This is a genomic window from Tenacibaculum halocynthiae, assembly GCF_964512825.1.
GTDB lineage: Bacteria > Bacteroidota > Bacteroidia > Flavobacteriales > Flavobacteriaceae > Polaribacter > Polaribacter halocynthiae.
Genome location: NZ_CAZELG010000012.1, coordinates 198,601 through 212,732, shown reverse-complemented (window position 1 = coordinate 212,732; position 14,132 = coordinate 198,601). Strand labels below are relative to the sequence as shown.

Below are 14,132 nucleotides of genomic sequence, written 5' to 3'. Positions count from 1 at the left end.
TTGGTAACTTCTATCTGTTTTATAAGAAGTAATTATCAATCTATAACGAGTAGTTTGAATTTTTAAACAGTTTCACTATTAATCTCTAGTGAAACTGTTGTTTTTTTATCTATGTAACTATTGTGATTTAAAAATAATTTTTGCCCCTCTAAATCAGTTTCTATTAGCCAGTAAAATCCTTTATAATATGAGTTTAAAACGGTAGCAATAATAGTTGATTTTTCTACAATTTTAATTTGATGAGGATACAAAAGTAATTTTGTATTGTTAACTGTTACTTCATTTACATCATCAAATAAAGAAGCTATATACTTTTCTCTAGGTGCGTTATATAGGTTTTTAGGAGTGTTTTTAGCAAGTATTTGATTATTTCTAATTACAATCATTTTATCGGCAAAAGAAAGAGCATCACCACCATCATGCGTAGCTACAATACATGCAATGTTTTTACTTTTTAAATAAGTAAATAAATTTCTTCTTAAAGAGTTTTTTTTAAAATTATCTATTTGCCCAAAAGGTTCGTCTAGCAATAGTAGCTCTGGTTCTTTAGCAAGCGCTCTAGCAATAGCAACTCGTTGTTGTTGTCCACCACTTAAATTTTTAACTTTCTCATCAGCAAATTCGGTCATTTCAATAACTTCAAGCAACTCTTTCGTTCGTTGTTGTGCTTTCTCAGGGTAAAAACGTGATAAAAATTTTGCAATATTTTCACTTACAGTAGTGTAAGGCATTAAGTCAAAATCTTGCGCCACATATTTAAAAAAATCCATACCAGGAACCAAATGATAAGAAGGCCCTAAAATTTGAGTTTTTTTCCAAAAGATAGTACCTTTATTTACATCTAATAAGCCATAAATAATTTTCAACAATGTAGATTTTCCACAGCCACTTTCTCCCATTATGCATAGGTTTTCTCCTTCTTGTAGTGTAAAACTTACATTTTGTAAAGTGTTGTTTTGTGTAGAATATTGAAAAGAAATATTATTTACGTGTAGCATAGAACAAAAATAAGCAAAGGAATAAAATAATACCTCTTTATATTAAACGATGATTTTTAATTTTTTTATAAAAAAATGCAATAGATTATAAAAGCTACGTCTTTATAATTGAAGAGCGATTAAAAAGCTTATAAATGAACCACAAATCAGAAAATAATAAAAAACTCAAAGCATTTTTTGATAAAGAATATAATGTTCTTAAATCTTACGTTAGGTCTAAAATAAAGCAAAATATTAATCAAGATGCTGAAGATATTATTCAAGATGTTGCGCTTAAATTGTTTTCAGGTGTAAGTGGATATTCTCCTATTAATAACGTGGCAAGTTTTGTATACAGGTCATTAAGAAATAAGATTATTGATAGGATGAGGAAGAACAAACAAAATATTTCAGATGAAGATATTGATGCTTTAAAGTTAAATGAGCTTACACAAGCTTTATATGGAGCTTCTGAAGATGTTTATTCAGAAGCAATGAAGGAAGAAATTAAAGTAAGAATGTTGAGTTTAAAGCCAATATATAAAGAAATAATTATAGCTATCGATTTTGAAGGGTATACATATAATGAATTAGCACAAGATTTAGGAGTACCAATAGGAACATTAATGTCTAGAAGACATAGAGCATTAGGACTTTTATTAAAAAAAATAGAATTAAAAAATAACAAGAATTAAAACAGATGGAAAATTTATTTAAAGAAAGGGTTAAAGGAGAATCGTTAGGGATATTTATAGGAAGAATAGTTTTTGGAGTGATAGCAATTATTGGATTAGCCATATTATTTGGGTATGTAATTATGTGGTTATGGAATACATTAATGCCAGAGATATTCGGGTTACGAGTTATTAGTTATTGGCAAGCAGTAGGGTTATTTATTTTGTCTAAAATTTTATTATGCTCTGGAGGAAAACATAGTTCGGACTGCTCTCCAAGAGAAAAAAAGAAGCATAAATTTAGATCTTTTGATAAAAACAGATGTAATAAGAATGTTTCTGACTGGGAACATTATGAAAAATTCTGGAAAGAGGAGGGGAGTGACGCTTACGAAAAATTCAAAGAGCGTATAGATGAAAACAGTAATACAGATACTAAACAAGAATAAATTATGAAATTATTTATTTACGGAACAGATATAAATACTGAACATAAAGTGAAATCGATTCATAAACTATTTAATGAAGATAGTAATATAATTGATGTATCAATTGATATTGAAGATATTGATAATGTTTTACGAATAGAAGCAACTGATTTTATAGAAGAAGTTGATATTATTAATAAAGTTGAAAAGAAAGGATTCCATTGTGTGGAATTAGTTGATTAAGTAAAGAAAAATAAAAAAAAACCGATACATCTGTATCGGTTTTTATTTTAAAAGCAATTCTTAAGAATTGTAATATTTTAAGACTAAGGTTTGTTTACCAAATTCTAACTCTTTCTTCAGGTGTTATATACATTTTATCACCTTCTTCAACGTCAAAAGCTTTGTAAAAAGCATCTACGTTTTTAAGAGGCATATAAGCTCTATATTGTCCAGGAGCATGTGTATTGGTCATGATTAAGTTTTTTAAAGCTTCATCACGCATTTTTGTTCTCCAAATAGTACCCCAAGAAAGGAAGAAACGTTGCTCAGCAGTAAAACCGTCAATATCAGCAGGACGACCATTCTTTTTTAAGAAAATTTGTAAACCTTCATAAGCAGCTTGAACTCCTCCTAAATCTCCAATATTTTCTCCTAATGTATATTTACCGTTTAAGTGCATGCTATCTATAGCAATAATATCACTGTATTGTTTAACTAACTTGTCTCCAATAGTTTTAAACTTTTTTGAATCATCTTCTGTCCACCAATTTTTTAAGTTTCCATCACCATCAAAACGAGCACCAGAATCATCAAAACTATGAGAAATTTCATGACCGATAACAGCTCCAATTCCTCCATAGTTTACAGCTTCATCAGCTTTGTAGTTGTAAAAAGGAGGTTGTAAAATTGCTGCTGGAAATACGATTTCATTATTTACTGGATTAAAGTAAGCGTTTACAGTTTGAGGAGACATTCCCCATTCAGTTCTGTCAACTTTCTTACCTAATTTAGCCATGTTTTTATTATAATTCCATTTAGCTACATTAATTGCATTTTCAAAATATGTACCTCCATTTTTTAAGCCTTTTACTTGTAATGCAGAATAATCTTTCCACTTATCAGGATATGCAATTTTAACGGTTAACTTATGTAATTTTGCTAAAGCTTTCTCTTTAGTTTCTTCACTCATCCAAGGTAATTGAGCAATACGTTTTTCGAAACCTAACATTACATTATCAATCATTTCCTTAGCTTTTTTCTTTGCTTCTGGCGGAAATTTAGCATCAACGTATAATTTACCTAAAGCTTCACCGATAGCACCGTTTAAGTTTCCTAAAGCACGCTCATTTCTTGGGCGTTGTTTTTTAGCACCACGCATTGTTTTGCTGTAAAACTCCCAGTTTGCTATTTCTAAATCAGTACTTAATAAGTTAAGTGAAGTGTTAATAGTATTCCAACGTAATACTAATTTGATATCTTCTACAGAACGAGTTGTAAAAATATCATTCATTGCTTTAAAGTACCCAGGATCAGTAACAATTATTTTTTCAATATTGTTAACACCAATTCCTTTTAAATGAGCATCCCAATCAATTGCAGGTGCTAATTCTTGAAGTTCAGCAACTGTCATTGGGTTATACATTTTACGAGTGTCTCTTCGCTCTTCTTTAGTCATCATTGGTTCAGCTAAACTAGCTTCAAAAGCAACAATATTTGCTGCATTTTTTTTAGCAGTAGCTTCATCATCACCAAATTTAACTAACATTTTAGCAACAAACTCTTGGTATTTTTCTAATTTGTCTTTTACTTTTTCATCTACATAATAATCTCTAGATAAACCAAGACCACCACCACTTAAATAACCAGCATTCATACTACTGTTTTTTAAGTCGTTAAAAACACCAAAATCATAAAAACCACCACCTCCGTATTGAGCCATATTAGTTAAATATGTTTCAACATCTTTTTTAGTTTTTATAGCATCAATCTTAGCTAAATATGGAGCTACAGGAGCTATACCTTGTTTATTACGTGATACAGTATCCATGATGCTTTCATAATAGTTCACTGCCTTCTCTTGGTCTGAATCTATTTCATTTCCTTTAGAATCTTTTATTTTTGGAAAATTACCTTCTTCAATAGCTTTATTTAAAATAGCTAATACATCGGCATCCGTTTTTTTACGAAGTTCTCCAAAGCCACCCCAAGAAGTTCTATCGGCAGGAATTTCAGTTTTATCTAACCAAGTACCGTTAACATATCTAAAGAAATCATCTGTAGGTTTAACAGATGTGTCCATGTTTTCTAATATGATACCTTGAGCTTTCTCTTCAGGTTTTTTTTCAGTTTTACAAGCAACAACACCTAAAGAGGCTACAGCTGTTGTAAAAACAAGTTTATGTATGGTTTTCATTATATATAATTAGATTGATTTAATTAAATGCAAAACTTAGATGTTTTCTCTTCAATAGTATTTTTCATCCTTTTCTTTAATAAACTTTTTCGCCAGGTTTATTTAATAAGACAATAAATGGGAGAAAATGTTACAAAGCTTAACTTTTAATTTTTGATTTAGATGGGTTTGGTAATTGATCAAAGCCCATGTTAAATAATGTAAATCCAAATATATCAGCATACTGTTCAATAGTTTTTGCTACTGGGGTACCTGCTCCATGACCTGCATTTGTTTCAATTCTAATTAAAACAGGGTTAGCTCCTTTTTGTTTGTCTTGTAGTTCAGCTGCAAATTTAAAACTATGGGCTGGTACCACTCTATCATCATGGTCACCAGTTGTTACCATAGTTGCAGGATACTTTACATCTTTATTTACATTATGTACAGGTGAATAGCCTTTTAAGTATTCAAACATTTCTTTACTTTGCTCAGAAGTTCCATAGTCATAAGCCCAACCAGCTCCAGCTGTAAATGTGTGATAACGTAACATATCTAATACTCCAACTGCAGGTAGCGCTACTTTCATTAAATCTGGTCGTTGTGTCATAGTTGCTCCAACTAATAAACCTCCATTTGATCCACCACGAATAGCTAAATACTCTGATGAGGTATATTTTTCTTTAATTAAATACTCAGCAGCGGCTATAAAATCGTCAAAAACATTTTGTTTTTTTAGTTTAGTTCCTGCATCGTGCCATTTTTTTCCATATTCACCACCACCACGTAAATTAGGTACAGCATACACACCACCTTGTTCCATCCAAACGGCATTTGCAACACTAAAACTTGGCGTTAAACTTACATTAAATCCTCCATAACCATATAGTATAGTAGGGTTGTTTCCATCAAGCTTTATTCCTTTTTTATACGTTATAATCATAGGTACTTTTGTACCATCTTTTGAAGTGTAAAATACTTGTTTACTTTCATATCCATCAGCATCAAAAGCAATATTTGGTTTCCAGTATATCTCATAAGTACCATCTTCTGGATTGAATTTATATGAAGATCCAGGAGTGTTATAATTGGTGAATGAAAAATATAACTCTTTAGCTTCTTTTTTTCCTCCAAAACCACCAACAGATCCTACTCCAGGTAATTTTATTTCTCTAACTAATTTTCCATCGTAATCATACTGTAATACTTTTGAAACAGCATCTACCATATATTCAGCAAAGAAATAACCAGAACCAGTTGACGGACTTAATACATTCTCTGTTTCAGGAATAAAATCTTTCCAGTTCTTTTCTGTAGGATTTGATGCATCAACTGTAACTATTTTTTGATTCGGTGCATTAAGGTTAGTAACTAAATATAACTGAGTTCCTTTATTCTCTATAACATAAGTATCACTATTGTCAGTATCTAAAATTGTAACAATAGGATTATTGTCATTTGATAAATCTTTCATTAATAATTTATTCCCAGAAGTAGATATTCTTGGATAAATAAAAAGATACTTACCATCTTCGGTAACACCACCACTAACATATCTATGTTTTTCTTCAGGTTTAGCTCCAAAAATTACCTTGTCTTCTTTTTGACTTGTTCCTAATTTATGGTAATATAATTTATGTTGATCAGTTTTAGCAGATAGCTGACTTCCTTTAGGCTTGTCATAGCTTGAATAGTAGAAACCATCGTTTCCTTTCCATGATATTCCAGAAAATTTAACATCAACAATAGTGTCTTCTTTAATTTCTTTTGACTCAGCATCCATAATGATTACTTTTCTCCAATCACTTCCGCCTTCTGATATTGAATAAGCTAACGTTTTTTTGTCTTTTGAAAAGCTAACCGAACCTAATGATGTAGTTCCGTCTTCTGCAAATGTATTTGGGTCTAAAAAAACCTCTTCTTTACCATCTTTGTCTTTTCTATATAAAACATAATGGTTTTGTAAACCATTGTTTTTATAGAAGTACGTATAGTCGCCTCTTTTAAAAGGAACGCCTAGTTTTTCGTAATTCCATAATTCAGACAATCGATTTTTTAATTCTTTACGATAAGGAATTTTATCTAAGTAATCGAAGGTAACTTCATTTTCAGCTTTAACCCAAGCTTCAGTTTCTTTACTTTTATCATCTTCTAACCAACGATAGTTGTCTGTTATTTTTGTTCCAAAATAATCATCAACTACGGGAATTTTAGTAGTTTCAGGGTAGTTCACAGTAATGTCTCTTTTTGTGTTTTTTGATTCTTTACAAGCCATAAATATAGAGCCAGTAATTAGAATAGGAATGATTAGTTTTTTCATCTTAAAAAAGAATTAGATAATTCTCTCAAAGTTAGAAGAAAAATAGGCAAGAGTGTTACATTTTAAGAGGATTTTAACATAAATCTATTTTTTGTAATTATTATCAGTTAAAACGACTAATTTTACAATTAAGAGATTTAAAGTAAAAGTAAGGTTATAATTAATTTTAAAAAATGACAGAAAATTTAACAAAGGAAACTTTTCTTGAAAAGGTTTTTAACTATGAAAAGAATAAAGAATGGAGTTTTGAAGGTGAAATTCCAGCAATTATTGATTTTTATGCTGATTGGTGTGGTCCATGTAAGGCATTAGCTCCTGTTTTAGAAGATTTAAGTAATGAGTATGAAGGTAAAATACATATTTATAAAGTAGATACGGAAGCAGAACAAGAACTTTCTGCAGCGTTTGGTATTCGAAGTATACCTTCTATGCTTTTTTGCCCTAAAGGTGAAGAGCCACAAATGGCAAATGGAGCACTCCCCAAAAAACAAATTGAACAAATAATTGGAGACGTTTTAAAAATAAAAAAGTGATGTTAAAAACATCACTTTTTTTTATGAAATGAACTGTTTTAAGAAACTCAGTGATTATCACTACGGAAGCTTTTTTTTGGTTTTTAATTATTTGATTAGTAGTTTTTTAAGAATTGTGTTTTTAGAGCGTTAAAAACTTAAAAACATCATTTTGTTAAAAACTTCAAGGGATTTGTGAATAAGTATGGCTTTCAATTTTTAGTAAAAATTCCAATCTTTGTTTTCCCCTAACAACCTAAAAATAACACATTAAATTTTAGTTTACAGAATGGCTAGTATTGAACCAATTTTACAAGAGAATAAAGACAGATTTGTAATTTTTCCAATTCAACATAATGACTTATGGGAATGGTACAAAAAACAACAAGCATGTTTTTGGACTGCTGAAGAAATTGATTTATCTGTAGATGTTGTAGACTGGGAAACTAAATTATCAGATGATGAGCGTTATTTTATTAAGCATGTGTTAGCTTTTTTCGCAGCTTCTGATGGAATTGTAAATGAAAACTTAGCTGAAAACTTTGTAAATGAAGTTCAGTATTCTGAAGCAAAGTTCTTTTATGGTTTTCAAATAATGATGGAAAACATTCATTCTGAAACGTATTCATTATTAATAGATACGTATGTGAAAAACGAAGCAGAGAAAGATAGGTTATTTAAAGCTATCGAAATTTTTCCTGCTATTAAAAAGAAAGCTGAATGGGCATTAAAATGGATAGAGTCAGATTCATTTGCTGAACGTTTAATCGCTTTTGCAGCGGTTGAAGGAATTTTCTTCTCAGGATCATTTTGTTCTATTTTCTGGTTAAAGAAAAGAGGATTATTACCTGGGCTAGCTTTTTCTAATGAACTAATTTCTCGTGATGAAGGAATGCACTGTGATTTTGCAGTTCATTTACACAATAATCATATTGTAAATAAAGTACCTAAAGACCGAATTCGAGCTATTATTATTGATGCGTTAAGTATTGAAAGAGAGTTTATTACTGAGTCTTTACCTGTGAGTTTAATTGGTATGAATGCCAAATTAATGACACAGTATTTAGAATACGTAACCGATAGGTTATTACTAGAATTTGGATGCGAAAAAGAATACAATGCTACTAATCCATTTGATTTTATGGAAATGATTTCATTAGAAGGAAAAACAAACTTCTTTGAAAAAAGAGTATCTGAGTATCAAAAAGCAGGAGTATCATCTGGTGGTACAGGAGACATTAGCTTCGATGCTGATTTTTAAATAAGAACGACATACTGCTACCCCCTACATGCGGTAAATTTTGCTAAAACACGATTGTGTTTTTAGCATCATAATATTTTCAAAAAGAAATAAAATTATTTTAACATGTATGAGTTATTATAAGCATGATGCTTTAGTGACTCTATAAACCAACTTAAAAACCAATAGTAATAATATGTATGTAGCAAAAAGAGATGGTAGAAAAGAACCTGTAATGTTTGACAAAATTACAGCAAGGGTTAAAAAAATGTGTTACGGATTAAACCAAATTGTTGATCCGGTAAAAGTAGCGATGCGTGTTATTGAAGGGTTGTATGATGGAGTAACTACTTCAGAATTAGATAATTTAGCGGCTGAGGTAGCTGCGACAATGACTACAGCTCATCCTGATTATGCAAAGTTGGCTGCAAGAATTGCTGTATCAAACTTACATAAAGATACAAAGAAATCGTTTTCAGAAACGATGATTGATTTATATGAATATGTAAATCCACGTACAGAAAAAAAATCTCCTTTGTTAGCTGATGATGTGTATGAAATTATCATGAAAAACGCTGATAAATTAGATTCTACTATTATTTATAGTCGTGATTTTAATTACGATTATTTTGGTTTTAAAACCTTAGAACGTTCTTATTTATTAAAATTAAATGGGAATATTGTTGAACGCCCACAGCACATGTTAATGCGTGTGTCTATTGGTATTCATAAAGAAGATATTGACGAAGCAATCGCTACATACGAATTAATGAGTAAAAAATATTTTACACATGCTACGCCAACATTATTCAATGCAGGTACACCTAAACCACAAATGTCATCTTGTTTCTTATTACAAATGCAAGATGATAGTATAGAGGGTATTTACGATACATTGAAACAAACTGCAAAAATTTCGCAATCTGCGGGAGGTATTGGTTTGTCTCTACATAATATTCGTGCAACAGGTAGTTATATTGCTGGTACAAACGGTACATCAAACGGTATTGTACCAATGTTAAAAGTATTTAATGATACTGCACGTTATGTAGATCAAGGAGGAGGAAAGCGTAAGGGTTCTTTCGCAATGTATTTAGAACCTTGGCATGCTGATATTTATGATTTTCTTGATTTAAAGAAAAATCATGGTAAAGAAGAAATGAGAGCACGTGATTTATTTTATGCGATGTGGATTTCTGATTTATTTATGGAGCGTGTGCAAAAAGATGCTGATTGGACGTTAATGTGTCCACATGAATGTCCGCATTTATTTGATAGCTATGGTGAAGAGTTTGAGCGTTTATATACAAGTTACGAAGCCGCTGGAAAAGGTAGAAAAACCATTAAAGCGCGTGATTTATGGGAGAAAATTTTAGAATCGCAAATTGAAACAGGTACTCCGTACATGTTGTATAAAGATGCTGCTAACCGTAAATCAAATCAAAAGAATTTAGGAACTATTCGTTCTTCAAATTTATGTACTGAAATTATGGAATATACTGCTAAAGATGAGGTAGCAGTATGTAATTTAGCTTCTATAGCAATACCAATGTTTGTTGGTGAAGATGAAAATGGAAATAAGTTTTTTGACCATGATAAGTTATTTAAAGTAACTAAAAAAGTTATTAGAAACTTAGATACGGTAATTGATAGAAATTATTACCCGGTTGTAGAAGCGGAGAATTCGAATGTTCGTCACCGTCCAGTTGGATTAGGAATTCAAGGATTGGCAGATGCATTTATTATGTTACGTATGCCATTTACATCTGATGAAGCTAAAAAGTTAAATCAAGAAATATTTGAAACTTTGTATTTTGCATCTGTAACGTCATCAATGGAAATTGCAAAAGCAAAAGAACCATATTCAACATTTAAAGGTTCACCAATGTCTGAAGGAGAGTTTCAACACAATATGTGGGGAATTAAAGAAGAGGATTTAAGTGGTCGTTGGGATTGGAGTAATTTACGTAAAGAAGTAATGGAGCATGGAGTTCGTAATTCATTATTGGTTGCACCAATGCCTACTGCATCTACTTCTCAAATTTTAGGAAACAATGAAGCTTTTGAGCCATATACTTCTAATATTTATACACGTAGAGTATTATCGGGTGAGTTTATTGTAGTAAATAAACATTTACTAGAAGATTTAGTAGAGTTGAATTTATGGGATAACAACATGAAGGAAGATATTATGCGTGCAAACGGATCTATCCAGCATATTGAAGAAATTCCTCAAGACTTAAAAGATTTATATAAAACAGTTTGGGAAATGAGTATGAAAGATATTATTGATATGGCTCGCCATAGAGGATATTTTATCGATCAATCTCAATCGTTAAACTTATTTATGAAAGATCCAGATTTTGGTAAGTTAACATCAATGCACTTCTATGCTTGGAAAAGTGGTTTAAAAACAGGAATGTATTATTTACGTACTAAATCGGCAGTAAACGCAAAACAGTTTACATTAAACATTGAGAAGAAAGAAGAAGTAATTGAAGATGATAAACCAATGAGTGCTTCTGAATTTAAAGCAATGGTAGACGCTTCTAAAAATGGAGCGCCAGACGATGATTGCTTAATGTGTGGATCTTAAAACAATAAATTATAAGTGAAAAAAAGAGAAGTCGAAAGGCTTCTCTTTTTTTAGTAAATTCGACAAATTTTATTCAAATGATGAACTGGGAGCAATTACTATCGTTAAAACGATTTGGAGATACACAAAAACGTGAGAGAGCTAAACAAGATGAAACTCGTTTAGGATTTGAAGTAGATTTTGATAGAATTATATTTTCATCAGCTTTTAGAAGTTTACAAGATAAAACCCAGGTAATTCCATTATCAAAAACCGATTTTGTACATACCCGTTTAACGCATAGTTTAGAAGTATCTGTTGTAGGTCGTACATTAGGTAGAAGAGTAGGAAAGGAGCTGTTAAAGCGTCATCCTAAATTAGTAGAATTAGGATATACGTTTAACGATTTTGGTGCTATTGTTGCGGGAGCTTCTGTAATGCATGATATTGGAAATCCGCCTTTTGGTCATTCAGGAGAAAAAGCGATAGGAGAATATTTTAAAACAGGAAAAGGACTTCAATATAAAGAAGCCTTAACAGAACTGGAATATCAAGATTTAATAGACTTTGAAGGAAATGCAAACGGTTTAAAAATTTTAACGGAGAGTAGAGATGGTGTTGAGGGTGGTTTACGGTTATCGTATGCTACACTTGGAGCTTTTATTAAGTACCCTAAAGAGAGTTTACCTAAAAAGCCAACCAAACATATAGTAGATAAGAAATATGGCTTCTTTCAGTCGGAAAAGACTGCTTTTCAAGATTTAGTTGAAGATTTAGGATTGAAGCAGAAAGAAAGTGCAGGAATCTCCTATTATCGTCACCCGTTAGCGTATTTAGTAGAAGCTGCAGATGATATTTGTTATACAATTATCGATTTTGAAGATGGTATTAACTTAGGTTTAATTGATGAAGATTATGCTTTAGAGTATATGATTAAGCTAGTTAAAAACACAATAGATAGCGCAAAATACCATTCTTTAAAACATAAAAAAGATAGGGTTAGCTATTTACGAGCGTTGGCAATTGGAGTTTTAATTAATGAGGCAGTAGCCATATTTTTAGAAAATGAAGAAGCTATTTTAAACGGAACTTTTGATAAAGGCTTGTTAGATAAATGCCAATATGAAGCTCAAATAAACGACATTATAAAAATTAGTGTTGCTAAAATTTATAAAAGCAAAGAGGTAGTAGAAAAAGAAGTAGCTGGATATAAAATTATTGCCGATTTATTGGATGTTTTTGTAACTGCTTTAAATAATAAGTTTGATAATAAGCAATCAAATTACGATACCTTAGTGTTGAATTTATTACCACAAGAATATCAGCAAGAACGTGAAAACTTATACGATAGAGTAATGCAAATATGTAGTTATATTGCTGGTTTATCTGATGGTTTTGCAATTCGTTTACATAGAAAAATAATGGGAAATATTGTTTAGGTGAAATTATAACTATATTAAAAATAACTAAATAAGGGATGAATACTGTTTTATTCATCCCTTATTTAATTTTATAAAGGAATGTTATTTAACCTTCTGTAAATAGCATCGTTAATCATTTTACTAAAGGTGTATTTGACATCTCTATACAAAGGCCAATTTTCTTCTTTTTTAGCATAAGCATCCAGTATATATATATCGGGATCTTCCTTGTCTTCATCTAAAAAGAAAATACTATACTGACTATCTAATTGATCAAACACAAAATAAGGTCTATCCATTTTGTAACCTGTGTACTCTAATGATTCTTCACAATCTTCTCTAAGTTGTTCAAAGTCATCCGATATTGCAACAATATCAAGTCCGTTTGACTCTCCAGCCAAAGTTAAAAACTCATTAAAAACCAAAGGGAATTCTTTGCCATCATTAAACTTATCGGAAAGGATCAAGGTATCTTCTTTTGAAAGCCCTTTATTTACTGCCCAAGATTCCCCAATCAAGTTTGGGTTATCTTTTAATTTTTGCATATATTTTAATTTCATCTTTATTTCTTTTATAAATTTTATAATATTTCTTAATGTTCTTGTTAATAACAGGATACTTTATTTTTAATTCCTTAAACCCTTTTACAGATTCATCAGATTTTACAATGAATTTTACTTTTTTTCGGATAGATTTCAGGTATTCTTCTAACATCACAAATTCACGAGAACAACGTCAAAAATTATTAAAGAATTAAAAAAGCAGTTTCAAGTAACCTTAAAACTGCTATAAAATTAATAACAAATAGAGCTCGTTTATACCTACTCTTTTTTATAATATTTACCTTCTTTATCTTTCGCTACTTCAAAAAGAATCATATTAAAGTTATGATAATATAAAGGCTCTCCTGTTTCGTCTGAAATAAATAAATGATCTGAATTATCAAAAATAGTTTTGACAAAAACAGTCCAACAAGGTAGTATTTCACCTTTCAAATTACCGTATCCAATCTTTTCATTTTCTTCAAATAACGTTCCATCTGTACAATTTTCGAAATAATACTCACCATCTAAATCTTTAATGATTTGTTTTGCTTTTTTTATAATTTGTTCTTCTGTATGTTTCATAATTTTATTAAATCTATACCTGCTTTTTTTCTTTCTCTATTAGCATAAGTAAAGCTGAGTTCTAATTCTTTTCGTATCCAGTTTCTTTTTCTTGACTTTTTAATCAATCTAAAAAACTAAAAAAGAAAGAAACTATCTATTTACAAGTGACTTCCTATACAGAAATATTAAAAACATATTTTTATTTAGCTTCTATGTCTATATAACCATGAGGTGTTATTATATATAAAGGTTCACCAGAATGAGCGTCGATATATAACCCAAGTCCTCTTTCTTCAATACCCCAAATTTGAGTAAAGGAATACATATATACATCTTTATTACTCCCTTTTTCTTTACCGGATAAAATTTCTTTTTCATTGAAAAAAGAAATTTTATCTACATCATATAATGTTTCATATTCTATATCAGAATTTCTTAATAAATCATCTCCTATTTTTTTAGCTTCTTCTTTAGTTATCAT

The 14,132-nt window shown here is 30.4% G+C and carries 13 protein-coding genes; 7 read left to right on the top strand and 6 right to left on the bottom strand.

What is annotated here, in order from left to right:
- Positions 1-62 precede the first annotated feature (62 nt).
- Entirely contained in the window at positions 63-998 is a 936-nt protein-coding gene (locus ACKTTQ_RS04345) for an ABC transporter ATP-binding protein (protein ID WP_408048501.1), read from the bottom strand.
- 134 nt (positions 999-1,132) lie between these two features.
- Here ACKTTQ_RS04345 and ACKTTQ_RS04340 point away from each other — a divergent pair, with 134 nt between their 5' ends.
- The 3 genes from ACKTTQ_RS04340 to ACKTTQ_RS04330 are packed head-to-tail and all read left to right on the top strand — an operon-like array spanning position 1,133 to position 2,322.
- A complete protein-coding gene (locus ACKTTQ_RS04340; RefSeq protein ID WP_408048500.1) occupies positions 1,133-1,672 on the top strand; it encodes an RNA polymerase sigma factor in 540 nt (179 codons plus the stop codon).
- Positions 1,673-1,677: 5 nt separating this feature from the next.
- Positions 1,678-2,100, top strand: coding sequence for a hypothetical protein (locus ACKTTQ_RS04335; protein ID WP_408048499.1), 423 nt, complete (start codon positions 1,678-1,680; stop codon positions 2,098-2,100).
- A gap of 3 nt (positions 2,101-2,103) precedes the next feature.
- Positions 2,104-2,322 carry a hypothetical protein gene (locus ACKTTQ_RS04330; protein ID WP_299132921.1) on the top strand — a complete coding sequence of 73 codons (219 nt, stop codon included), beginning with the start codon at positions 2,104-2,106 and terminating at the stop codon, positions 2,320-2,322.
- Positions 2,323-2,416: 94 nt separating this feature from the next.
- Here ACKTTQ_RS04330 and ACKTTQ_RS04325 read toward each other — a convergent pair whose 3' ends face one another.
- A complete protein-coding gene (locus ACKTTQ_RS04325) occupies positions 2,417-4,495 on the bottom strand; it encodes a M13 family metallopeptidase (RefSeq protein ID WP_408048498.1) in 2,079 nt (692 codons plus the stop codon).
- 139 nt (positions 4,496-4,634) lie between these two features.
- The gene (locus tag ACKTTQ_RS04320) at positions 4,635-6,794 is read right to left on the bottom strand and encodes a prolyl oligopeptidase family serine peptidase (protein WP_093869575.1); all 2,160 of its coding nucleotides are present in this window, start codon (positions 6,792-6,794) and stop codon (positions 4,635-4,637) included.
- A 173-nt stretch (positions 6,795-6,967) separates the two neighbouring features.
- Here ACKTTQ_RS04320 and trxA point away from each other — a divergent pair, with 173 nt between their 5' ends.
- The 4 genes from trxA (at position 6,968) to ACKTTQ_RS04300 (ending at position 12,560) form a co-directional block, all read left to right on the top strand.
- On the top strand, positions 6,968-7,327 hold the full coding sequence (gene trxA, locus ACKTTQ_RS04315) for a thioredoxin (protein WP_093869576.1): 360 nt from the start codon (positions 6,968-6,970) through the stop codon (positions 7,325-7,327).
- Between the two features lie 268 nt (positions 7,328-7,595).
- Positions 7,596-8,567: a ribonucleotide-diphosphate reductase subunit beta gene (locus ACKTTQ_RS04310; RefSeq protein ID WP_093869577.1), complete on the top strand. Its 972-nt coding sequence runs from the start codon at positions 7,596-7,598 to the stop codon at positions 8,565-8,567.
- 175 nt (positions 8,568-8,742) lie between these two features.
- Positions 8,743-11,142: a ribonucleoside-diphosphate reductase subunit alpha gene (locus tag ACKTTQ_RS04305; protein WP_093869578.1), complete on the top strand. Its 2,400-nt coding sequence runs from the start codon at positions 8,743-8,745 to the stop codon at positions 11,140-11,142.
- A gap of 80 nt (positions 11,143-11,222) precedes the next feature.
- Entirely contained in the window at positions 11,223-12,560 is a 1,338-nt protein-coding gene (locus tag ACKTTQ_RS04300; protein WP_408048583.1) for a deoxyguanosinetriphosphate triphosphohydrolase, read from the top strand.
- Between the two features lie 71 nt (positions 12,561-12,631).
- Here ACKTTQ_RS04300 and ACKTTQ_RS04295 read toward each other — a convergent pair whose 3' ends face one another.
- From ACKTTQ_RS04295 to ACKTTQ_RS04285, 3 genes are all read right to left on the bottom strand, one after another.
- Positions 12,632-13,060, bottom strand: a complete 429-nt coding sequence (locus tag ACKTTQ_RS04295; RefSeq protein WP_147239381.1) for a hypothetical protein — start codon at positions 13,058-13,060, stop codon at positions 12,632-12,634.
- Positions 13,061-13,363: 303 nt separating this feature from the next.
- Positions 13,364-13,669: a hypothetical protein gene (locus ACKTTQ_RS04290; RefSeq protein ID WP_408048497.1), complete on the bottom strand. Its 306-nt coding sequence runs from the start codon at positions 13,667-13,669 to the stop codon at positions 13,364-13,366.
- 181 nt (positions 13,670-13,850) lie between these two features.
- Positions 13,851-14,132 carry a hypothetical protein gene (locus tag ACKTTQ_RS04285; RefSeq protein ID WP_408048496.1) on the bottom strand — a complete coding sequence of 94 codons (282 nt, stop codon included), beginning with the start codon at positions 14,130-14,132 and terminating at the stop codon, positions 13,851-13,853.

Coding starts and splice junctions, on each gene's coding strand:
- ACKTTQ_RS04310 (WP_093869577.1), top strand. CDS start 7,596: ATGGCTAGTATTGAACCAATTTTACAAGAGAATAAAGACAGATTTGTA.
- ACKTTQ_RS04285 (WP_408048496.1), bottom strand. CDS start 14,132: ATGATAACTAAAGAAGAAGCTAAAAAAATAGGAGATGATTTATTAAGA.
- trxA (WP_093869576.1), top strand. CDS start 6,968: ATGACAGAAAATTTAACAAAGGAAACTTTTCTTGAAAAGGTTTTTAAC.
- ACKTTQ_RS04305 (WP_093869578.1), top strand. CDS start 8,743: ATGTATGTAGCAAAAAGAGATGGTAGAAAAGAACCTGTAATGTTTGAC.
- ACKTTQ_RS04300 (WP_408048583.1), top strand. CDS start 11,223: ATGAACTGGGAGCAATTACTATCGTTAAAACGATTTGGAGATACACAA.
- ACKTTQ_RS04335 (WP_408048499.1), top strand. CDS start 1,678: ATGGAAAATTTATTTAAAGAAAGGGTTAAAGGAGAATCGTTAGGGATA.
- ACKTTQ_RS04290 (WP_408048497.1), bottom strand. CDS start 13,669: ATGAAACATACAGAAGAACAAATTATAAAAAAAGCAAAACAAATCATT.
- ACKTTQ_RS04345 (WP_408048501.1), bottom strand. CDS start 998: ATGCTACACGTAAATAATATTTCTTTTCAATATTCTACACAAAACAAC.
- ACKTTQ_RS04325 (WP_408048498.1), bottom strand. CDS start 4,495: ATGAAAACCATACATAAACTTGTTTTTACAACAGCTGTAGCCTCTTTA.
- ACKTTQ_RS04340 (WP_408048500.1), top strand. CDS start 1,133: ATGAACCACAAATCAGAAAATAATAAAAAACTCAAAGCATTTTTTGAT.
- ACKTTQ_RS04320 (WP_093869575.1), bottom strand. CDS start 6,794: ATGAAAAAACTAATCATTCCTATTCTAATTACTGGCTCTATATTTATG.
- ACKTTQ_RS04330 (WP_299132921.1), top strand. CDS start 2,104: ATGAAATTATTTATTTACGGAACAGATATAAATACTGAACATAAAGTG.